Source organism: Azospirillum soli (assembly GCF_017876165.1).
GTDB lineage: Bacteria > Pseudomonadota > Alphaproteobacteria > Azospirillales > Azospirillaceae > Azospirillum > Azospirillum soli.
The window spans coordinates 30997-54250 of record NZ_JAGINQ010000023.1; the positions used below are offsets into that span (position 1 = coordinate 30997).

Below are 23254 nucleotides of genomic sequence, written 5' to 3' on the forward strand. Positions count from 1 at the left end.
GGAGTGCCATGATCCGCCGATCAAGGTAAAGATGCTGTTATTTCCTGAAGCAGGGAGACCGATCGTGACCGAGCCGCGCACCCCGTTCCGCATGGCAGGGTTCGCCGCGCAGGCGATGCGCCTGTATGGCGAGGCGAACGCGCTCGCGTCCCAGGGGCTTGCGGAGGAGGCGGAGGCCGCCTACCGCCGCACCCTGGCGGTCAACCCGCGCTTCGCCGAGGCGCACAACAACCTCGGCAATGTGCTGCGGGCGCTGGGCCGCGCGGCCGAGGCGGCGGCTGAATACCGCGAGGCGCTCGCCTGCGGCCTCGACCACCCGTTGGTTCACTACAACCTCGCCTCCGCGCTGAAGGAGCTTGGGGAAGGGCAGGGGGCCGAACGATCCTTCCGCCGCGCCCTGGCCATGCAGCCGGACTATGCGGAGGCCTTCAACAACTTCGCCAACCTGCTGCGCGAGCAGGACCGGCTGGTCGACTCCGCAACCGCCTACCGCCGCGCGCTGGCCCTGCGCCCGGATTGGGACGAGGCGCACGACAACCTGTCCGGCGCGCTCTATCTGCTGCACGAGGACGGCCGGACAGCCGAGGCCGAGCGCTTCGCCCGGCTCTGGCTGCGCGATCACCCGGACCACCCCGTCGCCCGCCACATCGGCACGGCCATCGCCGGACTGTCCACGGAATCCCGTGCATCGGACGATTATGTCCGGCAGGTCTTCGACCATTTCGCCGGGGAGTTCGACCGCAAGCTCGCCGAACTCGGCTACCGCGCGCCGGCCTTGCTGGCTGAGGCCGTCGCCGCCGAAGCCCCGCCGCCCGCCGCAGCGCTCAGCGTTCTCGACGCCGGCTGTGGCACGGGACTGTGCGCGCCCTTCCTGCGCGCTTACGCCCGCACCCTGGTCGGCGTGGATCTGTCCTCCGGCATGCTGGAGCACGCCCGCGCCCGCAACCTTTACGACTCGCTGGCCGAGGCGGAACTCGGTGCCTTCCTCGCGGCGCATCCGGGCGGCTTCGACCTGATCGTGGCGGCCGACGTGCTGTGCTACTTCGGGGCGCTCGATGCGGTGCTGGCTCTCGGGGCGGCGGCCCTGCGCCCCGGCGGACGGCTCGCCTTCACGGTGGAGCGGCTCGATCCGGCGACCGAGCCCTACCGGGTCAGCCCGCACGGCCGCTATGCCCACGCCGAGGATTACGTCCGGGCGACCCTGGCCGCCGCCGGCCTGACGATCACGCGTCTCGACCGCGCGACCTTGCGTTTCGAGAGCGGCGATCCGGTCGAGGGGCTGGTCGTGACGGCGGCGCGGGCCTGACCGTTTCCGGTTCCGCCGCCCAGGTTCGCGCCTCATCCTCGCGGCCGAGCAGGGACAGGGTGACGGCCAGCTTCTCGCGCGCCTCGCCGTGGCGCGGGTCCAGTCGCAAGGTGTGCTCCAGCGCCGCCGCCGCCTCGTCCAGCCGGCCGACGAAGGCCAGCGCGATGCCCAGATTGAAGGCCGCCGACGGATAGTCCGGCGTGATTGCCAGCGCGTTACGGTAGGCGGTCAGCGAATCCTCGCGCAAGCCGGTGGCGTACAGCGCGTTGCCGTAGAGGAAAGCGATGTCGGCATCGAGCGGCAGCAGCTCCGCCGCGCGGGCCAGCGGGGGGAGAGCCTCGACCCCGAGCCCAGATTCCACCAGAAGCCGCCCGTGTTCGCGCAGCAGCGGCCCCAGCCGCTCCTGCGCCGCCGTCAGCTGTGGGGCCGCCGCCAAGGCGCGTTCCAGCGCCACGATGGCGCGCCGGGTATCGCCGTTCGTGCGCAGCGCGGTCGCCATGTCGGCCCAGGCTTCCGCGAAATCCGGCTGCAGCGCCACCGCCCGCCGGTAGGCGGCAACCGCGTCGGCCGCGCGGTCGGCGGCGCGCAGGACGTTGGCGGCGTTGGCGTGCATGTCGGCCGCTTCCGGCCGCTGGTCGATCGCCCGGCCGATGAGCTGGAGCCCCACCGCGTGCTCGCCCAACTGGCCGGCCAGAACGCCGAGGAAATGCAGCGCGTCGGGCTGATCCGGCTCGGCGTCCAGGACGCGCGTGTAGAGCACCTGCGCTTCGGCCAGCCGGCCGGCGAGATGATGGTCCAGGGCGAGTGCCAGCGCTTCTGCAATCGTAGCCATGGGTAAGGCTTAAGCGGCCCGCTCACCCGCCGCAAGCGTGACCCTTGTGAAATCGGTGTGCGTCGGGAGCGCGAAAGGCGAATCCCCCGGCCGGTCTGTGCATACGACGGTAGGGATCGGCCGTTTGCGCCCAAAAAATGGTGAACAAACCCTTTACAAGGTGCCGCGGAGGACGCATGATCACAATTGGTGTTGTCTACCATCCGGTGTGTCAGTCATGAACGTGGCCCTTGCCACCTCGACGGCTTCGAAGCCGTTGGCTTTCATGGCGGCCCGCAACGGCGCAACCGTTGACGAGGGGGCCGACACCCGGACTCCGGCCAAGGCTGGGAGTGCTGCGGACAAGGAAGCTCCGCTCGTCGGGCGTTACCCAAACATCGCCTTTTCCTACGATGCGGACGCCGAACGTCTGGTGATGCTGTTCCGCGACCCGGCGGACGGTTCGACCGTGTCGCAGATACCGACCGAAGCGGCGCTGAAGCAGTACAAGGAAGCCCTGAAGGAACGGAAGGCCGGGCGTTCGTCTCTGGCGCTTCTGGTCGGAGCCGACGACGGCAAGGTCGGGGGCGACGACGCCAACGCCTCCGCCCGTGGCAAGGTCGCCACACCGCCACCATCGCCCTCATTATCTTCGTCGCCGCCATTATCGCCGTCTTCTTCCGGAACGCACGCATCCGTGCTATCCTCGTCCCCAGCGATCACTCAAGCCGTCGTCGCTGGCACGTCCGGCACCGGGCGCGTGAATGTGGTGATCTGAACCGGACGATCCGGAAAGGCGCTGAACGATGTCCCTCGACGTCACCTCTTCGACCATGGGCGCCGCCATTGGCCTGCGTCAGGCGCAGGGCCAGTTCGATTTCGGCGTGAAGGCCCTGAGCCAGGCGGCCCAGCAGCAGGAGCAGACGGTCGCCACTCTGCTTCAGGCGGGCGGCGGCAACGTCACCGAAACGCGCGGCCAGAACATCAATCTGGTCGTTTGACCGTTATCCTGACCGTTTTCTCTGCCGTGACGTTGATGCGCCGCTCCCCGCGCCCTGTGGTTGCGCAGGGATTGGAGAGCGCTACGCGGCGTAGATAAGCACACAAAAAAACCCCTCTCCGGAGAGAGGGGTTTCAGCATGCCGCAGCGAATCGATCACTTCAACTCGTCGAAGTTCTCGATGATGTGGCTGACGATGCCGTATTCGCGGGCCTCGTCCGCCAGCATCCAGTAGTTCCGGTCGGTGTCCTTGGCGACCTTCTCCACCGGCTGGCCGGTTTCGCGCGCGATGATCTTGTTCAGACGCTCGCGCATGCGGATGATTTCCTTCGCCTCAATGGCGATGTCCGTCGCACGGCCACCGGTGCCGCCCAGCGGCTGGTGGATCAGGAAGCGCGTGTTCGGCAGGCAGAAACGGTCTTCCTTCTTCGCGGCCAGGAAGATGTGGCAGCCGGCGCTGGCGACCCAGCCGGTGCCCAGCATCTTCACGCGCGGCTTCACGAAGCGAATCATGTCGTGGATGGTGTCGCCCGCCTCGACGTGACCGCCGGGGGAGTTCACCACCACCGTAATGTCGTCGTCGCTCTCGTGCGCCAGCGCGAGGAGCTGCGCGGAGACCGCCTGCGCCAGCTTCATGTCGATCTGGCCGAAGATCAGCACCGTGCGCGCCTTGAACAGATTCTGCGCGACGGCAGCGAAGGGCGGCTGGGCGCTTTCCTTCGACTTCTCGTCCGGCTCCTGCTCGGGTTCGTCGTCGAAGCGGGTGTATCCGTCGTGCGCCATCGTTTTTGGTCTCCCTGGTGTCGGGCTTAGGCTATCGGATGTGAGCCGCACTGCGCCTCTCTCGGTTCTCCACATAGCCCGTATCGGGTTCATGTTCAACGCCCCGCGACGCCAAAACCCAGGCCGGAATGGACATAGGAAGGGCATAGGCAGGGTGGGGCGGGGTGGGAAGCGGGGCGGCGGTGTGCCTCAAGGGCTTGCGGAGGGCGCCAACCGCTCGGCACACTGATCGTCCGTGACAGTCTGGCGCAGGACGGAGGGCAGGGCATGGTGGGCTGCGGCGTTTCGGTCATCATCCCGGCCCACAAGGCCCACGATACCATCGCGCGGGCGGTCGCCAGCCTTGCCGCCCAGCGCTGGACCGATTGGGAGGCGGTGATCGTCAGCGACGACGGCACCGATTACCGCCCCACGCTGGCTTCCACCGGCCTCGCCGAGTCGCGCCTGGTCTTCACCGACACCGGCCGCGTCGGGGCCGGGGCGCCCGCCGCGCGCAACGCCGGCCTGCGCGCCGCGACCAAGCCGTTGATCGCCCCGCTCGACGCCGACGACCGGTTCGACCCGGACCGGCTGGCCCTGCTGGCACCGCTCGCCGCCGACCACGGTGCGGCGGCCGACAATGTGGCGGTGGTGCGCGACCGCGACGGCTCTCCCCTGTCCACGCTGTTTCCGCCCGGTGACGGCACGGCGGAGTTGGATGCCGAAACCTTCCTCGCCACCTCCGTCCCGATGTTCTTCGTGGTGCGGCGAGATCGGGCGCCCCGCTGGGAGGAGGACGTCAATTTCTGCGACGACGTGGTCTTCAACGTGCAGGTCCTCGACCGGCTCGGCCGCCTGCCGCTGGTGCGTTGGCCGCTTTACGAATACCGGCAGCGCGAAGGCTCCATCACCTTCTCATCCGACAGCGGCGACCGGGCGGAGCGTTGCTACCGCCATGTCCTGGCGCGGCTCGCCGGTGATGGGCTGGGCATTGCGGACGAGTCATTGCGCCGCCGCTTCGCCGCCGCCATTGAGGCCAAGCGTGCCCTGAACGCCGCCTATGAGGCCGCCCACAAGGCCGGCCGCTGCGCCAACTTCCAGGAATTTATGGCGCTTCAGGAGAACGCCTTGGCCGGGTAATCGCCGACAGGGCTCAGGTGCGTGATCAGGCCCACGTCCGGCCGCACTAGATGCAGCGCGACGGCCGAAGGCTCCTCAGTCCAGCGGTAGGGCGGCTCGGGCGTCAGGTCGAGCGCGACCTGATAGGCGACCGACGGCGCCACATAGCCATAAGTTCCGTTCCAGCTGACCGCCGTCTGCCGGTGCGTGTGCCCGCACAGCACGGCCAGCACGTTCGGATGGGCGCGCACCAGCCTCCCCAGCTCCTCCGCCCCCTCGATGCAGCGCAGCGTGTCAAGGAAGGCCAGCCCCGTGTCGAAAGGCGGGTGGTGTAGCGCCACGATGGTCGGTCGCCCCGGCTGTTCGGCCAGCCGTTCCGCCGTCCAGGCGAGCCGCCGTTCGCACAACGCCCCCACCGCCTTGCCCGCCACCACCGAGTCGAGCACCAGCACCCGGACCGGAAATTCTTCCACCGCGTATTGGATGAAGTCGCCGTCCACCGGCATCCAATTCGCCGCCCCGAAGGTCCGCCGCAACCTGTCGCGGTCGTCGTGGTTGCCCGCCACGATCCGGTAGGGGATGGCGAGCGGCTCCAGGATCTCGGTCAGCGCCTCGTACTCGCCGGGTTTCGGCCCGTTGACGAGGTCGCCGGTGATCAGCACCAGATCGGGGCGCGGCTCCAGCGCGTTCAGATGCGCCACGGCGGCGGCGAGCCGGGCGTTGTTGTCGTAGGCGGTCGTGCGGCGCGCGTCGGGAGCCGTGACGTGCAGGTCGGAGATTTGGGCGATCAGCATCGGGCACCCGTCAGGAAAGCGGCGCGGACCCTTTCCACATCGCCGATTTCGCCCCGTCGGGCAAGCGCCCCATGACGCCTTAAAACATGACGCCGCAAAACTTCCTTTACACTTCCGTGACTACAGTGACTCACCAAACGGAAGCCATGCACCGGGACAAGGCATGTCCGGCTCCACCAGCATCCTCCTCAAGCGCCTGACGGCGAACGGCAAGTTCTGGCTGAAGCGCGCCCACATCGATCCGCGCCACCGAATGGCGGAGATGGGGGAGGGTGAGCCACTCTTCGACATCCGAATCGAGGATGGGTTGATTCGCGCCGTGCTGCCGGCCGGAGGGGCTCCCTGCTGCGCGCCGGGCCTCGATCTCGACGGCGGTGCGGTGGCACCTCTTCACGGACAAGGCCGCATCGGGCCGGGCCAGCCGGCCGATCTGACCCTGACGACGCCTCAGGGTTGGCGCATGGATATGCAAGGCGGGCAGATGGTGGCGGCCCCCTGATGCTTCTATGATGCGTCGATACGCGTAACCTTCTCGACATCGGAACTGAACTGAACGATATAGTTCAGTTCGCCGGTCGCATTTTGTTGCGGCATGGCAGCAACGAAACATCCCGCGGGTCCGGGGCCGGGCCGTCGGGCCTGCGCGAGTCACGTTCCCATGCGCCATACGCTTCGCATCGTCGCCATTTTGATCCTGGTCGCCCTCGGCGGTGGGGCCTACTGGTACTTCGTGAAGCAGGGCGGCACCATCAACACCCTTCTGGCCGGCAAGGTTCCATCGCCCGGCGGCGCGTCCGATGCCAAGCCCGGCGCCGGTGGCCCGCCCGGTGGCACACCGCCGATGCCGGTGGAAGCGGTGCCGGTCAAGGTCGGGTCGGTCGCCCGCACGGTGACCGCCGTGGGCTCGCTGCTGTCCAACGAATCGGTGGTGATCCGTCCCGAGGTCGCCGGCCGCATCTCCGAGATTGCCTTTCAGGAAGGCCAGCGCGTCACAAAGGGGACCGTGCTGATTCGCCTGGACGATTCCATCGCCCGCGCCACGCTGGCCCAGGCGCAGGCGAGCATCGCCTTCTCCCGCGCCGAACTGGCCCGCGCCGACGAACTGTTTCGCCAGAAGACCGGCCCGGCCCGCAACCGCGAACAGGCGGCGGCCAAGCTCCAGGCCGACGAGGCGGCGGTCCAGCTCGCCAAGGCGCAGCTGGAGAAGCTGACCCTGACGGCACCCTTCGACGGCGTGCTGGGCCTGCGCAAGGTGTCGGTCGGCGACATGGTCACCGCCGGCAAGGACATCGTGAATCTGGAGGCGATCGACACCCTGAAGCTCGATTTCCGGGTGCCGGAGCTGTACCTCCCCACCGTGAAGGTCGGCCAGACGCTGAAGGTGTCGGTGGACGCCTTCGCCGGCCGCAGCTTCGACGGTCAGGTCTACGCCATCGACCCGCTGGTGGACGTGAACGGCCGCGCCGTGGTCATCCGCGCCCGCGTTGCGAATCCGGACGGTGCGTTGCGCCCCGGTCTGTTCGCGCGCGTCGCGCTGACGCTGGACGTGCAGCCGAACGCCGTCCTCGTGCCGGAACAGGCCATTGTCGCCTTCGGCAACAACCAGTTCGTCTTCAAGGTTGTGGACGGCAAGGTCGCGCAAGCCCCCGTCACGCTGGGCGAGCGCCGCAACGCCGAGGTGGAGATCACCAAGGGGCTGGCCCCCGGCGACGTGGTGGTGACCGCCGGCCAGCTGAAGATCCGCGACGGCGCGCCGGTGGTGGTCATCAACAACAAGCCGGCCGGGAGCTGAACCCATGGTCCTCTCCGACATCTCGATTCGCCGGCCGGTTCTGGCGACGGTGATGAGCCTCGCGCTCATGCTGATCGGCGTGGTCTCGTACCAGCGCCTGTCGGTGCGCGAATATCCAAAGATCGACGAGCCCGTCGTCACGGTCGAGACCACCTACAAGGGCGCGTCGGCCGAAATCATCGAAAGCCAGGTCACCCAGATCCTGGAAGACTCGCTTGCCGGCATCGAGGGCATCGACGTGATGTCCTCCATCAGCCGCGCGGAGAAGAGCCAGATCACGCTGCGCTTCCGCCTGGACCGCAACGTGGACGTGGCTGCCAGCGACGTGCGCGACCGCGTCGGCCGCGTGCGCGCCCAGCTGCCCAACGAGATCGACGAGCCGGTCATCGCGAAGGTCGAGGCCGACGCCCAGCCGATCATCTATCTGGCCTTTTCCTCGGACCGGCATTCGTCGCTGGACGTGACGGACTTCGCCGACCGCTACGTGAAGGACCGCCTGCAAAACCTGCCCGGCGTGGCCCAGGTGCGCATCTTCGGTGAGCGGCGCTTCGCCATGCGCCTGTGGCTCGACCCGCAGCGCATGGCCGCCTACCGCGTCACCCCGCAGGACGTCGAGAACGCGCTGCGCAAGCAGAACGTCGAAATCCCCGCCGGCCGCGTGGAAAGCAAAGCGCGCGAGTTCACCGTTGTCTCCGAAACCGATCTCCGCACGCCGGAGGAGTTCGAGCGCATCATCCTGCGCGACGACGGCGGCTATCTCGTCCGCCTCAAGGACGTCGGCCGCGCCGAGCTGGGCGCCCGTGACGAGCGCGTCAGCGCCCGCTTCAACGGCCGCCCCGCCGTCGCCATCGGCGTGGTGAAGCAATCCACCGCCAACCCGCTCGACGTGTCGAAGGCGGTCACCGGCGCCTTCCCGGCCATCCGCGCCGCCCTGCCGGAGGGCATGGCGGTGGACGTGGGCTACGACAGCTCCGTCTTCATCGCGAAGTCCATCGACGCGGTGTTCAGCACGATCTTTGAAGCCATCGTTCTGGTCGTGCTCGTCATCTTCTTCTTCCTGCGTTCCTTGCGCGCCACGCTGGTGCCGCTGGTCACCATTCCCGTGTCGCTGGTTGGCGCCTTCGCGCTGATGTACGCCTTCGGCTTCTCGATCAACACGCTGACTCTGCTGTCCATGGTGCTGGCCATCGGCCTCGTCGTGGACGACGCCATCGTGATGCTGGAGAACATCTACCGCCACATCGAGGAGGGCATGCCGCCCTTCCAGGCGGCCTTGCAGGGCTCGCGCGAGATCGGCTTCGCGGTCATCGCGATGACCATCACGCTGGCCGCCGTGTACGCCCCCATCGGCTTCATGACCGGCCGAACCGGCCGCCTGTTCTCGGAATTCGCACTGACGCTGGCGGGCGCCGTGATCGTGTCGGGCTTCGTCGCGCTGACGCTATCGCCGATGATGTGCTCCAAGCTGCTGAAGCATCAGACGAAGCACAACGTCGTCTACAACCTCATCGAAGGCTTCCTGAACGGCATGACCAACGGCTACCGGTCGGTGCTGCGCCTGTCGCTGCGCGTCCGCCCGCTGGTCATCCTGGTCGGCATCGCCGTCGCCGGGCTCAGCTACACGCTGTTCACGGGGCTGAAGTCCGAGCTGGCGCCGGTCGAGGATCGCGGCACCATCGTCGGCATCGCCATCGCGCCGGAAGGCTCGACCCTCGACTACACGGAAAGCTACGCCAAGCGCATGGAGGCGCTGTTCCGCGACATCCCCGTCCTGGAAAAGTTCTTCGTGGTCGTCGGCTTCCCGGTGGTCAACCAGGGCATCAGCTTCGTGCGCCTCGTCGATTGGGACCAGCGCGACGTGAAGCAGCAGGCGATCACCGCCCAACTGTTCCCGAAGATGTTCGGCATCCCCGGCATCCTGGCCTTCGTCACCAACCCGCCGTCGCTGGGACAGAGCCCGGTGGACAAGCCGGTCAACTTCGTCATCCAAAGCTCGCTGCCCTACAACGAGCTTCAGAAGATGGTGGACGCCCTGATGGCCGAGGCGCGCAAGTTCCCCGGCCTGACCAACGTCGACACCGACCTGAAGCTGAACAAGCCGGAATTGCGCATCACCATCGACCGCGACAAGGCGGCCGATCTGGGCGTGGATGTGGAGACGGTGGGCCGCACGCTGGAAACCCTGCTTGGCGGCCGTCAGGTCACCCGCTTCAAGAAGGAAGGCAAGCAGTACGATGTGGTGGTGCAGGTCGCCGACGTGGACCGCCGCAACCCGGACGACATCGCCTCCATTTACGTGCGCGGCACGCCAACGGCTGCGGCGGCGACGGGCATCGGCACGTCCACCGGGGCCATGATCTCGCTCGCCAACCTCGTCCACATCGAGGAGCGCGTGGCGCCGAAGGAACTGAACCACTTCAACAAGCTGCGTTCGGTCACCATCACCGCCACGCTGGCGCCGGGCACCTCGCTGGGCGAGGCGCTGGGCTACCTCCAGGCTGCGGCGGATCGCGTGTTGCCGCCGACCGCCCAGACCGACTACGCCGGCCAGAGCCGCGAATTCCGGGAGTCGGCGACGGGCCTCTACTTCGTCTTTGTGCTGGCGCTGGCCTTCATCTATCTGGTGCTGGCCGCGCAGTTCGAGAGCTTTATCGACCCGTTCGTGATCCTGCTGACGGTGCCGCTGTCGATGACCGGCGCGCTGGCCGCCCTTCACCTCACCGGCGCCACGATGAACGTGTACAGCCAGATCGGCCTCGTCACGCTCGTCGGCCTCATCACGAAGCACGGCATCCTGATCGTGGAGTTCGCCAACCAGCTCCAGCGCGAAGGGGTGGACATCCGCAAGGCGGTGGAGGACGCGACCGTTCTGCGCCTCCGCCCGATCCTGATGACGACGGGCGCCATGGTGCTGGGTGCGGTTCCGCTCGCCAACGCCCATGGTGCGGGCGCCGAAAGCCGTCAGGCCATCGGCGCGGTGATCGTCGGCGGCATGCTGCTGGGCACCTTCCTGACGCTGTTCGTGGTCCCCACCGTGTACAGCTACATCGCCAAGAAGAAGCCCTTCCCGAGCGAAGAGGGCATCGCCCACCCGCCCCACGGCGCCGCCCCGCACCCGGCAGAATGATATCCGCAGTCCCTCTCCCCTTCAGGGGAGAGGGACCTTGGGAGTGTTCTTACCCGATCATCTTCGACGGCAGCCACGTGACGATGCCGGGGAAGATCCATAGGATCGCCACCATCAGGATCATCACCGCGAAGAAGGGCAGGCTCGCCTTGCCGATGGTGAAGATGTTCCGGCCGGTCATGGACTGCAGGACGAACAGGTTGAACCCCACCGGCGGCGTGATCTGCGCCATCTCCACCACGATGATGATGTAGATGCCGAACCACAGCAGGTCGATCCCGGCCTTCTGCACCATCGGCAGGATGACGGAGGTCGTCAGCACCACCATGGAGATGCCGTCCAGAAAACAGCCCATGATGATGAAGAAGATGGTCAGCGCGATCAACAACGCCGCCGTGGACAGTTGCATGGCGGAAATCCACTCCGCCAGAAGGCGCGGAATGCCGGTGTAGCCCATGGCGACGGTCAGGAAGGCCGCCCCCGCCAGGATGAAACCGATCATGCAGGAGGTGTGCGCGGCCCCCAGCACGCTGTCGCGGAAGGTGGCCCAGGTCAGCGTGCCGGTCGCCGCCGCCAAGACCAGCGAGCCCAGGACGCCGACGCCTGCGGCCTCCGTCGGCGTGGCGATGCCCACATAGATCGACCCCAGAACCGCGACGATCAGCAGCATCACGGGGATCAGCGCGCCGGTTTCCCGGATCTTTTCCTTGAGGCTCTGCTTGGGTTCGGGGGGCGGCACCCGGTCGGGATTCAGCACCGACCAGCCCGCGACATAGGCCATGAACAGCGCGGTCAGCAGGATGCCCGGAATAACGCCCGCGATGAACAGCCGCGCGATGGACACGTCGGCCGCGACGCCGTAGACGATCATGATGATCGACGGCGGAATCAGCAGGCCCAGCGTGCCGGCCCCGGCCAACGATCCGACGATCATCATCGGGTCGTAGCCGCGCCGGGTCAGTTCCGGGATGGTCATGCGCCCGATGGTCGCCGCCGTCGCCGCCGAGGAGCCGGACACCGCCGCGAAGATCGAGCATCCGACGATGTTGACGTGCATCAGCCGGCCGGGCAGCCAGCCCATCCAGGGGGCCAGCCCCTTGAACATGTCCGACGATATGCGCGTCCGGAACAGGATCTCGCCCATCCAGATGAACAAGGGCAGGGCGGTCAGCGTCCAAGAGGTGCTGGCCCCCCACACATTGGTCGCCATCACGAGGCCGATGGGGCGCGTGGTGAACAGCGCCATGGCGACGAAGCCGACGCCGGCCAGCGCCAGCGCCACCCAGACGCCAGCCCCCAGCATGACGAACATCGCCAGGACCAGGACGATGGACGCGGTTGTCTGGTCCATGGCTCAGCCCTCGCTCTGCATGCCGGCGCTCTCGTAGGACGCCGGCCGGCCCATCAGCACGGCCAGCAGATCGTCCAGCAGAGCCACGACCAGGATGACGAGACCGACCGCCATGGCGGCTTGCGGGATCCACAGCGGGATCGGCAGCACGCCCTGGCCCAGATCGCCGAAGTCGTAGGAATCGTAGGTCATGCGCAGCCAGAACCACGCGAAATAGCCGCTGAGCGCCGTGGCGAACAGCAGACAGGCCAGCTCCATGCCTTTTCGGGCGCCGCCGCGCAGGCGCTCGATCAACACGCCGACGCGGATGTGCGCGCCCCGGCGCAGCGCCGGTCCCAGCATCAGAAAGAACGACGCAGCCATGCAGTAGCCGGCCAGTTCGTCGGCTCCGGGCACCATCCGCCCGATCATGCGCGCGAACACCTGGGACACGATCAGGACGCCGATGAGAACCAGGAACACCGCGCCCAAAAACTCGGCGGCACGGTAAAGAACGGTCAATGCGGCACGCATGACGCGACCACCTCTGGAATAGGGGGAAATAAAGGATGCAATCCCCCAACCCTCCCCCGCTCTCGTGGGGAAGGGCGGGGGAGGGAACAAGAGCAATCCTACTTCTTGAACGCCGCGATGATCGCCTCGCCGTCCGCGCCGGCGGCCTTCGTCCATTCGTCGGTCATGGTCTTGCCGATGGCGGCGAAGCCCTGCTTCAGCTTGTCCGACGGCGGCAAAACCTTCATGCCGTTGTCGACCAGGGTCTTGTTCAGCTCCGCCGTCTTCTTCTCCCACTCGGCCCAGCCGGTCGCCTCGGCCTTGGCCGCCGCCTCGGTGATCGCCTTCTGGGTGCCGGCGTCCAGACCCTTCCAGACCTCGGTGCTGACGAACACCATGTTGCGCGGCAGCCAGGCCTGGGTGTCGTAATAGACCTTCACGAAGTCCCAGGCCTTGGAGTCCACGCCGGTGGCGGCCGAGGTGATCATTGCCGTCACGATGCCGGTGCCGAACGCCTGCGCCACCTCGGCCGCCTCGATCTTGGTCGGCACGGCGCCGGCCAGTTCGGCGATGCGGGTGGTGGCCGGGTTGTAGGCGCGGAACTTCTGCCCCTTCAGGTCATCGACCGAGCCGATCTCCTGCTTGACGTACAGGCCCTGCGGCGGCCACGGAATCGAGTAGAGGAGCTTCAGCCGCTGCCGCTCCAGCTTCTTTTCCAGATAGGGCTTCGACACCTCGTACAGCTTCTTCGACGAGGCGAAGTCGGTCGCAAGGAACGGCACGGAATCGAGGCCGTAGAGCGGATCCTCGTTGGCCCAGCTGCTGATCAGCACCTCGCCCAGCTGCGCCTGGCCGGACTGGACGGCGCGCTTGATCTCCGGGTGCTTCACCAGCGAGCCGTTGGAATGCACGGTGATCTGGATCTTGCCGCCGGTGGCCGTCTTCACGTCCTCGGCGAACTGGCGCACCGTGATGGTGTGCAGGTTGGTGTCGGGGTAGGGCGTCGGCATGTCCCAGGTCTCGGCGACGGCGGCCACCGGGGTAGCGGCAAGGCCGACGCCGAAGGCTGCGGCCCAAAGGGACGAGGCTAGGCGGGAACGCAGGCTGATCGCGGTCATCGTGTGAACTCTCCCTGTTTTGATGCCCGGCCAGGCTCATGCCGGACAACGGATTTTCAACGATCTTCCCGCCATCCTGCGCCGTCTGCAAGGGCCCATGCATGCGGGGGTATTGGCTTCCGACAATGCTGTTACAATCTGTTACGAAAATCCCCCTCCGTGGACATTAACGTGCAAAGCGCGACCTGCCATAATGGCTACTGATCGGAAGGGAATCCTAGAAACCGTTCTCGCCGGTGACGCGGTTTCCGTCGACGCTGACATCAAGACAGCTGACACCATGACAAGGGCCGGCGCCCTCAATGCACTGGCCAGGATGCCGGGCCAGCGAGCCGGGAGTTCCACGTGACGAGACGCATTCTTCTGCTGGCGCTGCTGTTGGTTGTGCTGGGTGCCGGCGGGTACTGGTACACGCAGAGGGCCGGCGGCACCGGCGAATCCAAGGCCGCGGCTCCGGCCGCCGGTCCCCGCGCCGTGCCGGTCGTCATCAGGCCGGTGGAAGCCCGTCCGATGCCGGAGCGAATCGGCACCATCGGAACGGTCCAGCCGCTCGCCGCCATCGCCATCAAGGCGCGCGTGGAGTCGGTGGTGGAAGCCGTCCATTTCACCGAGGGGCAGGAGGTCAAGGCCGGCGATCCGCTGTTCACCCTCGACTCGCGCGCCCTGGAGGCTCAGCTCCGTCAGGCCCAGGCCAACCTCGAACGCGACAAGGCGAACTTGGAAAAGGCACGCGGCGACGTGAAGCGCTATTCGGAACTGGTGCGCTCCAACACCGTCGCCCGTCAGCAGTATGACGCCGCTGTCGCCGCCGCCGAGGCGCTGGAGGGCACCGTCAAGGCCGACAATGCCGCCATCGAGGCGGCCAAGGTGGCGCTCAGCTTCACCCACATCGTCGCGCCGATGGACGGCCGCACCGGCGCGGTCAACGCGCGGCCGGGCGCCATGGTCCGCGCGGCCGACGCCAACCCGCTGGTGACGCTGACTCAGCTTCGCCCCATCACCGTCGCCTTCAACGTGCCGGAACGCCACCTGCCGACCATCCGCAAGGCGATGGAGACGGGCAAGCTGCCGGTCAGCGCCGGCATCCCCGGCGACAGCCGTCCGCCGGCCGAAGGCGTTCTCAGCTTCGTGGACAGTCAGGTGGACCAGCTGTCCGGCACCATTCTGGTCAAGGGCCAGTTCCCCAACGCCGACACCCGCCTGTGGCCGGGCCAGTTCGTGGACGTGGTCCTGACGCTGGGCGTCGATCCGCAGGCGCTCACTCTGCCCGATGACTCCGTGCAGACCGGGCAGCAGGGCCGCTTCGTCTACGTCGTCAAGCCCGACGACACGGTGGAGGTCCGTCCGGTCACCGTGGGCCGGACCCAGGACGGCCTCGCCGTCATCGCGAGCGGACTGTCGGCGGGCGAGCGCGTGGTGGTGGACGGCCAGTCGCGCCTCTACCCCGGCGCCAAGGTCGCCGACCGCGGCGGCGAGAAGCCCGGCGAGGGCCGCAAGAGGAGCGAGGGCGGCCCCGCCCCGGTCACCGGAGGCGCGTCATGAACCTGTCCGAACTGTGCATCCGCCGCCCGGTGATGACCATCCTGCTGACGGCGGCGATGGTCCTGGGCGGTCTCGCGGCCTACCGGCAGCTTCCCGTCGCGGCGCTGCCGCGCGTGGACTTCCCGGTCATCAACGTCTCCGCCAATCTGCCCGGCGCCAGCCCGGAGACCATGGCCGCCTCGGTGGCGAGCCCGCTGGAGCGCGAATTCTCCACCATCGCCGGCATCGACACGATCACCTCGTCGTCCAATCTCGGTTCGACCTCCATCGCCATCCAGTTCGTGCTGGAGCGGGACATCGACGCCGCCGCCGCCGACGTACAGGCGGCCATCGCGCGCGTCCAGCGCCGCATGCCGACGGAGATGACCAACCCGCCCAGCTACCGCAAGGTCAACCCGGCCGACCAGCCGATCCTTCTCCTGGCGCTCAGCTCGCCGACGCTGCCGCTGTCGCAGCTGAACGACTTCGCCGAAACGGTGGTGCAGCCGAAGATCGCGACCCTGCCGGGTGTGGCGCAGGTGCTGGTCTACGGCTCCCAAAAATACGCGGTGCGGGTCCAGGTCGATCCCAACGCGCTGGCCGTGCGCGGCATCGGCATCGACGAACTGCAAAAGGCGCTGGCCGCCGCCAACGCCAACACGCCGGTCGGCACGCTGTCCGGCGCGCGCCAGCAATTGATCCTCGCCGCCAACCCGCAGCTTCCCGACGCCGCCGCCTTCCGCGACCTGATCGTCGCCTACCGCAACGGCGCGCCGGTGCGGCTGGGCGACGTGGCGACCGTGCTGGACAGCGTGGAGAACATCCGCACCGCCAGCTGGTACAACGGCACCCGCGCCATCGTGCTGGCCGTTCAGCGCCAGCCCGACGCCAACACCGTCGACGTGGTGGACCGGGTGAAGGCGCAGATCCCGACCTTCCGCGCCCAACTGCCGCCCAGCGCCACCGTCAACGTGATGAACGACCGCTCCACCTCGATCCGCGAGGCCGTGGAGGACGTGCAGTTCACGCTGGGCCTGACCATCGCGCTGGTGGTCTTGGTCATCTTCCTGTTCCTGCGCCGCCTGTCGGCCACCCTGATCCCGGCGCTGGCCGTGCCGATCTCGCTGATCGCGACGGCTGGCGGCATGCATCTGTTCGGCTTTTCCATCGACAACATCTCGCTGATGGCGCTGACGCTGGCGGTGGGCCTCGTCGTGGACGACGCCATCGTGATGATGGAGAACATCGTCCGCTACGTCGAAGAGGGCATGCGGCCGTTCGAGGCGGCCATCAAGGGTTCGCGCGAGATCGGCTTCACCATCATCTCCATCACCCTGTCGCTGGTGGCGGTCTTCATCCCCATCCTGCTGATGGGCGGCGTGGTCGGCCGCGTGTTCCACGAATTCGCCGTGGTCGTGACCATGGCCATCGCGGCCTCGGCCTTCGTGTCGCTGACCCTGACGCCGATGCTGTGCTCCCGCTTCCTGTCCCGCGAGAAGCACGGGGAGCAGGAGGGCCTGTTCGGCCGCATCCTGGAGGGCGGGTTCAACGGCCTGCTGAAGGGCTATGCGGTCACGCTGCGCTGGTCGCTGAAGCACAAGCCGATCATGGGCCTCGTCATGGTCGGCACGGTGGTCGGCTCGGTCCTTCTGTTCCAGGCGATTCCCAAGGGCTTCTTCCCGACGGAGGACATCGGCCAGATCCAGGTGTCCACCGAAGCGGCGCCCGACATTTCCTTCCCCGCCATGGCCGAGCGCCAGCAGCAGGTGGCCGCCATCATCAAGGCCCACCCGGCGGTGGCCGACGTCACTTCCTCGGTCGGGGCGGGCGGCGCCACGGTGAACGGCGGGCGCATGTTCGTCGTGCTGAAGCCCCGTGCCGAGCGTCCCCCGGCGACCGAGGTGATCCAGCAGCTTCGCCGCCAGCTGGGCGGCGTGCCCGGCATGCAGGTCTTCATGCAGCCGGTGCAGAACCTGCGCATCGGCGGCCGCTCGTCCAAGAGCCTCTATCAATACACCATCCAGGGACTGAACCTGGAGGAGCTGTACCAGTGGGCCGGCCGGCTGGAGCGCGCCCTGCACGACGTGCCGATCCTTCAGGACGTGACCAGCGACCTTCAGCTGAACAGCCCGCAGGCCTACGTCCACATTGACCGCGAGAAGGCGGCGACGCTGGGCATCGGTGTCGATCAGGTGCGCTCGACCCTCTACAGTGCCTTCGGCCAGCGTCAGGTCTCGACCATCTACACGCCCAGCAACGACTATCAGGTGCTGATCGAGCTGGCGCCGAAGTACCAGCAGGACGACAGCGCCCTGTCCCGCGTTTACGTGCGTTCCAGCACGGGCAAGCTGGTCCCGCTCGACGCCTTCGCCAGTGTGAGGCGCACGGCCGGGCCGCTGACGGTCAACCACCAGGGCCAGCTGCCGGCCGTCACCCTGTCCTTCAACGTCGCCCCCGGCGCGTCGCTGGGCGATGCGGTGTCCGCCATCCGCCGGATCGAGCAGGAGATGGTCCTTCCCGCCACCATCACGACGGGCTTCGCCGGCACCGCCCAGGTGTTCCAGGACGCGCAGGAGAGCCAGGGCCTGCTGCTGTTCGCCGCCGTGCTGGTCATCTACATCGTGCTGGGCGTGCTGTACGAAAGCTTCATCCACCCGCTGACCATCCTGTCGGGCCTGCCGTCGGCGGCCATCGGGGCGCTGGCGACGCTGATGCTGTTCGGGCAGGAACTCAGCGTCATCGCGATCATCGGCATCCTGATGCTGATCGGCATCGTGAAGAAGAACGCGATCATGATGATCGACTTCGCCATCGACGCCCAGCGCAACCAAGGTATGCCGCCGCGCGAGGCGATCGAGCAGGCCTGCCTGCTGCGCTTCCGCCCGATCATGATGACGACCATGGCGGCGATCATGGGCACGCTGCCCATCGCCGTCGCCCACGGCGCCGCCGCCGAGCTGCGCCAGCCCCTCGGCCTCGCGGTGGTCGGCGGCCTGTGCGTGTCGCAGCTTCTGACGCTCTACATCACGCCGGTGCTGTACCTCTACATGGAGGACGCCGGCCGCTTCGCCGCGCGGCTGTGGAAGGGCCGCACGGACGCCGCCCACGATGCCCAGCCGGTGCCGGGCGGGGAGTGATCGCACCGAAGGTCAGGGCGCTTTGCCGCCCTGATCCTTCAGGTGCTCGATCAGCTGCCGGGCGTGGAGCGGCAGCGCGTCGAACCGGCGCACGCAGATGGTCAGTTTCCGCAAGGTCCAGGGATCCGTCAGACGCACCGCCCGGATCGCGGCCCGGATCGCGGAGGAGCGCCCGTTCTGCCGCACCGCCGTCTCGGGCACCACGCCGAGGCCGACGCCATGCTCCACCATCCGGCAAAGCGCCTCGAAGCCGCGCACCCGCACTCGGAGCTTCAGGGGATGCCCGGCGCGGATGGCGTGCTGGTTGAGGTGTTCCTGAAGCGCGCTGCCCGCACTCAATCCCACGAACTCGTACCCGACCACCTCGCGGAAGGCGATCTGGCGGTGTGTCGCCAGTTCATGCCCGCGCGGCACCACCAGCACCAGCCGATCGACCCGGAAGGGAAAGGTTTCCAGGCCGGCCAGATCGGCCGAATCGGTCACGATGCCGATGTCGGCAAGCCCCTCGGCCACCGCCCGCACGATCTCGTGGCTGGGTTTCTCCTCCAGATCGACGTCGATGTTGGGATGGGCGCCGAGGAAGCCGGCCAGCGCCTCCGGTAGGAATTGGGTCAGCGCGGATGTGTTGGACAGCAGGCGCACATGCCCCTTCAGGCCGCGCGCGTACTCGCCGAGTTCCCCCCGCATGCGTTCGAGTTGTTGCAGGATGATGCGGGCGTGATGGGCCAAGGCTTGACCGGCCGGTGTCGGCCGCACCCCTCGGCGTCCGCGCTCCAGCAGCGGCACGCCCAGCGTCTCTTCCATCCCGCGGATGCGCGCGCTGGCGGAGGCCAGGGCCATGTGCGCCCGCTCCGCCCCATGCGTGATGCTGGCGGCCTCGATCACGTGCAGGAACAGGCGCAGGTCGGTGAGGTCGAAGCGCATGGCCGCTCCACGGCGATGAATGAGCCTTCGCTTCAGCCGAAGGCAGGCTCAGGAACATCCACATTGTCCCGTTGCCGGGGGTGCGATCAAGTCTTCCCCATGATCGACACACCTCCCTCCCTTCTGGCCGTTGTAGCCCTTGCCTTTCTCCTGGCCGGCTTCGTCAAGGGCATGATCGGGCTGGGCCTGCCGACGGTCGCCATGGGGCTTCTGGGCCTCGTCCTGGCGCCGGCCGAGGCGGCCTCTCTCCTGATCGTGCCTTCGCTTGTGACGAACGTCTGGCAACTGGCCGCAGGTCCCCGGTTCGGGCAACTGCTGGACCGCCTGTGGCCGATGATGGCGGCCATTGGCCTGGGAACCTGGGCGGGGGCCGGCTTTCTCGCCACGAGCATGTCCGGTGACGCGGTGACGGCGCTCGGCGTCGCCCTGATGGTGTACGCGGTCGTGGGGCTGTCCCCGCTGCGGTTCCGTGTGCCGGACCACGCCGAGTCCTGGCTGTCACCGCTGGTCGGGGTGGCGACTGGCTTGGTGACCGCCGCGACCGGCGTCTTCGTGATCCCCGCCGTTCCCTATCTCCAGGCACTTGGCCTGGAGAAGGAGGATCTGGTGCAGGCGCTCGGCCTCTCCTTCACCATCTCGACGCTGGCGCTGGCCGCCGGGCTTGCCCACCACGGCGTGTTCGAGGGCGCGCTCGCCGGAGCCTCCCTGCTGGCGTTGGCACCGGCGCTGGGCGGCATGGTGCTGGGCCAATGGCTCCGGCTGCGCGTCCGGCCGGAGGTGTTCCGGCGCTGCTTCTTCCTGGGCCTGCTCGTGCTGGGCGGTCACCTGGCCCTTCGGTCGTTGCTCTGAAGCGTCCTTACTCCGCCGCCGCGCCATGCGCCATGGCGTCCGGGTTCTTGCGCCCGAACCAGCGCTTCAGCCGCCGCGACAGCGCGTCCAGATAGGTCAGGATCACCGGCACTACCAGCAGGGTCAGCACGGTCGAGCTGATGAGCCCGCCGATCACCGCGTGCGCCATGGGCGCCCGCTGCTGCGCGCCCTCGCCGATGCCCAGCGCCAGCGGGATCATGCCGAAGATCATCGCCATGGTGGTCATGACGATGGGCCGCAGCCGGATCACGCCGGCCTCCACAACCGCGTCCCGAAGGTCCGCGCCGCGCGCCTGTGCCTGATTGGCGAAGTCCACCAGTAGGATGGCGTTCTTTGTCACCAGACCCATCAGCATGATGAAGCCGATGGCGCTGAAGATGTTCAGCGTCGATCCCCAGGCCAGCAGGCCGAGGAACACGCCGATCAGCGACAGCGGCAGCGACGCCATGATGGCGACGGGCTGGAGGAAGCTGCCGAACTGCGAGGCCAGGATCAGGTAGATCAGGATCACCGCCAGCAGCAGCGCCTGCGCCGCGTAGCCCGTCGTCTCCGCGATGTCCTTGGTGGAGCCGCCGAACACGATGCGGTAGCCGGGCGGCAGCTTGATCTCCGCGATGGCGGCCTGAAGCTCCTTGCCCGCGTCGCCGGCCGGGCGGCCGGAGACGTTGGCCATGACGTTCACCTCGCGCGACAGGTCGCGGCGGTTGATCTGCGAGGCGCCCAGCGTCGTGTCCACGCGGCTGACCTGCGACAGCGGCACCATGCGCGGTGCCCCCGTCGCCGTGTCGTTCGAACCCGTCAGGTAGATGCGGTCGAGGTCGGCGCGGCCCACGCGGTCGCCTTCCGGCAGGCGGACCAACACGTCGTAGGTCTCGCCGTCCGGGGCCTTCCAGGTGGAAATCTTGTCGCCCGCGAACAGCGGCCGCAACGTGTTCGCCACCTGCGCCGTGCCGACGCCCAGATCACTCGCCAGCTCGCGGTCCAGCCTCACCGACAGGGTCGGCTTGGCCGCCTTCAGACTGCTGTCCACGTCCACGAAGCCGGGGATGCGGCCCATGGCGGCGGTGACCTGCTGGGCGATTCGGTCCAGTTCCGCGATGTCGCGGCCCTGCACCGACACCTGAATCTGCTTCTGCACGCCGCCCACGCCGGGAATGCCGATGCCGATGGTGAGGCCGGGGATTGCGGCCAGCCGCTCGCGGAGGGGCTGGGCGAGGTCGTTGGGGGATCGCTTGCGCTCCCCGATGGGCTTCAGGCGCACGTAGACGCTGCCCCGGTTCTTGCCGACCGACGCGCCCGTGTTGACGGTGGTGTAGGTGTAGGCGACCTCCGGAAACTCGCGGACCGCCGCCTCCACCAGCCGCAGCTTGGCCTGCGTGTAGTCGAGGGAGGAGCCGACCGGCGTTTCCACCTCGACGATCGTCTCGCCGAGGTCGGCGGCGGGGACGAACTCCACGCCGATCCGCGGCACCAGGAAGAAGCTGCCGACGAAGATGCCCAGCGCCAGCACCAGCACCAGCCACCGCCAGCGCAGCGCCCAGCCGAGCACCCGCCCGTAGAGCCGCGCCACGCCCTCGAACCCGCGCTCGAACCCCCGCGCGAAGCGGCCGAAGAACCCCCGCCCGTGCTGTCCGTGCGCCGCCGGGTCGTACCAGAGGCTGGACAGCATCGGGTCCAGCGTGAAGGACACGAACAGGGAGATCAGCACCGCCGCCGACACGGTGATGCCGAACTGCAGGAAGAAGCGTCCGATGATGCCGCCCATGAAGGCGACGGGCAGGAACACCGCGACGATGGTCAGCGTCGTCGCCAGCACGGCCAGACCGATCTCCTTGGTGCCGTCCAGCGCCGCCTGTCGGTGCCCCTGGCCCTTGCCGAGGTGGCGCATGATGTTCTCGCGCACCACGATGGCGTCGTCGATCAGGATGCCGATGGCCAGCGACAGCGCCATCATGGTCATGACGTTCAGCGTGAAGCCGAAGGCTGCCAGCACCCCGAAGGTGCCCAGAACCGCCACCGGCAGCGTCAGCGCCGTGATGACCGTGCTGCGCCACGACCCCAGGAAGACCATCACGATCAGCACGGTCAGCACGCCGCCCTCGACCAGCGTGCGCTGCACGTTGTCCAGCGAGTTGGTGATGCCGCGCGAGGTGTCGCGCACTACGTCCAGCACCACGTCGCTCGGCAGCGACCCGTCGCGCCGCAGCTCGTCCAGCGCCTTGTAGAGGCCGCGCGCCACCTCCACCGTGTTGGCGCCCTGCACCTTCACCGCATCGACGGCCAGCGCGGGCCGGCCGTTGAACAGCGCGACCGACTCCTGCTCCTCCTGCCCGTCGAGCACCTCGGCCACCTGCCGCAGCCGCACAGGCTCCCCGCCGCGCCGCGTGACGATGAGGTCGAGAAGCTGGCGCGGATCGACCACACGGCCGTCCACCTGGACGACCCGCTCCGACCCGCTGCCCGACACGGTGCCGGCGGGCAGGTCCTGGTTTTCGTCCTTGATCGCCTTGATGACCTGATCGACGCCGACGCCCAGCGCCTCCAGCCGTTCCGGCCGCAGCCGCACCTGGATCTGACGCTTTACGCCGCCCGCGATGGTCGCCCGCCCGACGCCGCGCACGTTCTGCAGACGCTTCAGCACGATCTGGTCGGTCATGGTCGTCAGATCGCGGAGCGTGCGGATGTCCGACTTCACCGCGATGGACAGGATCGGTTGGTCGTCCGGGTTGAAGCGGGTGATCTGCGGGTCCTTCACCTCGTCCCGGAAGGCCGGACGCAGGGCCGCCACCTTCTCGCGCACGTCCTGCAACGCCTGATGAGAAGCGGTCTTCAGGTCGAATTCGGCGATGACCACCGACCGGCTTTCATAAGACCGCGAGGTCAGGGTCTTGATGCCGGCGATGGTGTTGACGGCGTCCTCGATGGGCCGGGTCACGTCGGTCTCCACCGATTCCGGGCTGGCGCCGGGATATTCGGTGGAGACGACGACCAGCGGAAAATCCACGTCGGGGAACTGATCGACGTTCAGCCGCTGGTACGAGAACAGGCCCAGCACCATCAGCGCCACCATCATCATGGTGGCGAAGACGGGGTTGTCGACGCTGATGCGGGTGATCGGCATGGCTGGTCC

General features: G+C 67.9%; 18 protein-coding genes. 10 read left to right on the plus strand and 8 right to left on the minus strand.

Annotated elements, in window-relative coordinates:
• The first annotated feature begins 64 nt into the window (after positions 1-64).
• Complete coding sequence (locus J2852_RS25760; RefSeq protein ID WP_343206823.1) at positions 65-1306, plus strand: tetratricopeptide repeat protein; 1242 nt, start codon at positions 65-67, stop codon at positions 1304-1306.
• Here J2852_RS25760 and J2852_RS25765 read toward each other — a convergent pair.
• Positions 1224-2138 carry a tetratricopeptide repeat protein gene (locus tag J2852_RS25765; protein WP_209881215.1) on the minus strand — a complete coding sequence of 305 codons (915 nt, stop codon included), beginning with the start codon at positions 2136-2138 and terminating at the stop codon, positions 1224-1226. The two genes, J2852_RS25760 and J2852_RS25765, sit on opposite strands and share 83 nt — an antisense overlap.
• A gap of 217 nt (positions 2139-2355) precedes the next feature.
• Here J2852_RS25765 and J2852_RS25770 point away from each other — a divergent pair, with 217 nt between their 5' ends.
• Both J2852_RS25770 and J2852_RS25775 read left to right on the plus strand, forming a co-directional pair.
• A complete protein-coding gene (locus J2852_RS25770; protein ID WP_209881217.1) occupies positions 2356-2895 on the plus strand; it encodes a hypothetical protein in 540 nt (179 codons plus the stop codon).
• Positions 2896-2923: 28 nt separating this feature from the next.
• The gene (locus tag J2852_RS25775) at positions 2924-3118 is read left to right on the plus strand and encodes a hypothetical protein (protein ID WP_209881219.1); all 195 of its coding nucleotides are present in this window, start codon (positions 2924-2926) and stop codon (positions 3116-3118) included.
• A 155-nt stretch (positions 3119-3273) separates the two neighbouring features.
• Here J2852_RS25775 and J2852_RS25780 read toward each other — a convergent pair whose 3' ends face one another.
• The gene (locus J2852_RS25780; RefSeq protein ID WP_209881221.1) at positions 3274-3900 is read right to left on the minus strand and encodes an ATP-dependent Clp protease proteolytic subunit; all 627 of its coding nucleotides are present in this window, start codon (positions 3898-3900) and stop codon (positions 3274-3276) included.
• 267 nt (positions 3901-4167) lie between these two features.
• Between J2852_RS25780 and J2852_RS25785 the strand changes: the two genes are divergently transcribed.
• A complete protein-coding gene (locus tag J2852_RS25785; protein ID WP_209881223.1) occupies positions 4168-5019 on the plus strand; it encodes a glycosyltransferase family 2 protein in 852 nt (283 codons plus the stop codon).
• Here the strand turns inward: J2852_RS25785 and J2852_RS25790 are convergent.
• Positions 4995-5792, minus strand: a complete 798-nt coding sequence (locus tag J2852_RS25790) for a phosphodiesterase (protein WP_209881225.1) — start codon at positions 5790-5792, stop codon at positions 4995-4997. The genes J2852_RS25785 and J2852_RS25790 overlap by 25 nt on opposite strands.
• A gap of 163 nt (positions 5793-5955) precedes the next feature.
• Between J2852_RS25790 and J2852_RS25795 the strand changes: the two genes are divergently transcribed.
• The 3 genes from J2852_RS25795 to J2852_RS25805 all read left to right on the plus strand — a co-directional run bounded on the left by J2852_RS25795 (position 5956) and on the right by J2852_RS25805 (position 10711).
• On the plus strand, positions 5956-6291 hold the full coding sequence (locus J2852_RS25795) for a hypothetical protein (RefSeq protein ID WP_209881227.1): 336 nt from the start codon (positions 5956-5958) through the stop codon (positions 6289-6291).
• A gap of 159 nt (positions 6292-6450) precedes the next feature.
• Positions 6451-7584 (plus strand): efflux RND transporter periplasmic adaptor subunit, encoded by a 1134-nt coding sequence (locus J2852_RS25800; RefSeq protein ID WP_209881229.1) that lies wholly within the window; start codon positions 6451-6453, stop codon positions 7582-7584.
• A 4-nt stretch (positions 7585-7588) separates the two neighbouring features.
• Positions 7589-10711, plus strand: coding sequence for an efflux RND transporter permease subunit (locus J2852_RS25805; protein WP_209881231.1), 3123 nt, complete (start codon positions 7589-7591; stop codon positions 10709-10711).
• A gap of 49 nt (positions 10712-10760) precedes the next feature.
• On the opposite strand, the gene J2852_RS25810 is transcribed toward J2852_RS25805, so the two are convergent.
• The 3 genes from J2852_RS25810 to J2852_RS25820 form a co-directional block, all read right to left on the minus strand.
• On the minus strand, positions 10761-12062 hold the full coding sequence (locus tag J2852_RS25810) for a TRAP transporter large permease (protein WP_209881233.1): 1302 nt from the start codon (positions 12060-12062) through the stop codon (positions 10761-10763).
• 3 nt (positions 12063-12065) lie between these two features.
• On the minus strand, positions 12066-12575 hold the full coding sequence (locus J2852_RS25815) for a TRAP transporter small permease (RefSeq protein ID WP_209881235.1): 510 nt from the start codon (positions 12573-12575) through the stop codon (positions 12066-12068).
• A gap of 98 nt (positions 12576-12673) precedes the next feature.
• The gene (locus J2852_RS25820) at positions 12674-13672 is read right to left on the minus strand and encodes a TRAP transporter substrate-binding protein (protein WP_209881237.1); all 999 of its coding nucleotides are present in this window, start codon (positions 13670-13672) and stop codon (positions 12674-12676) included.
• A gap of 345 nt (positions 13673-14017) precedes the next feature.
• On the opposite strand from J2852_RS25820, the gene J2852_RS25825 reads away from it, so the two are divergent.
• The gene (locus J2852_RS25825; RefSeq protein ID WP_209881239.1) at positions 14018-15214 is read left to right on the plus strand and encodes an efflux RND transporter periplasmic adaptor subunit; all 1197 of its coding nucleotides are present in this window, start codon (positions 14018-14020) and stop codon (positions 15212-15214) included.
• A complete protein-coding gene (locus J2852_RS25830; RefSeq protein ID WP_209881241.1) occupies positions 15211-18330 on the plus strand; it encodes an efflux RND transporter permease subunit in 3120 nt (1039 codons plus the stop codon). The genes J2852_RS25825 and J2852_RS25830 overlap by 4 nt, the downstream gene beginning before the upstream one ends.
• Positions 18331-18342: 12 nt before the next feature.
• Here J2852_RS25830 and J2852_RS25835 read toward each other — a convergent pair whose 3' ends face one another.
• Complete coding sequence (locus tag J2852_RS25835) at positions 18343-19254, minus strand: LysR family transcriptional regulator (RefSeq protein WP_209881243.1); 912 nt, start codon at positions 19252-19254, stop codon at positions 18343-18345.
• A gap of 99 nt (positions 19255-19353) precedes the next feature.
• On the opposite strand from J2852_RS25835, the gene J2852_RS25840 reads away from it, so the two are divergent.
• Positions 19354-20103, plus strand: coding sequence for a sulfite exporter TauE/SafE family protein (locus J2852_RS25840; RefSeq protein WP_209881245.1), 750 nt, complete (start codon positions 19354-19356; stop codon positions 20101-20103).
• Between the two features lie 7 nt (positions 20104-20110).
• On the opposite strand, the gene J2852_RS25845 is transcribed toward J2852_RS25840, so the two are convergent.
• Positions 20111-23245, minus strand: coding sequence for an efflux RND transporter permease subunit (locus J2852_RS25845; protein ID WP_209881247.1), 3135 nt, complete (start codon positions 23243-23245; stop codon positions 20111-20113).
• Between the last annotated feature and the right edge of the window lie 9 nt (positions 23246-23254).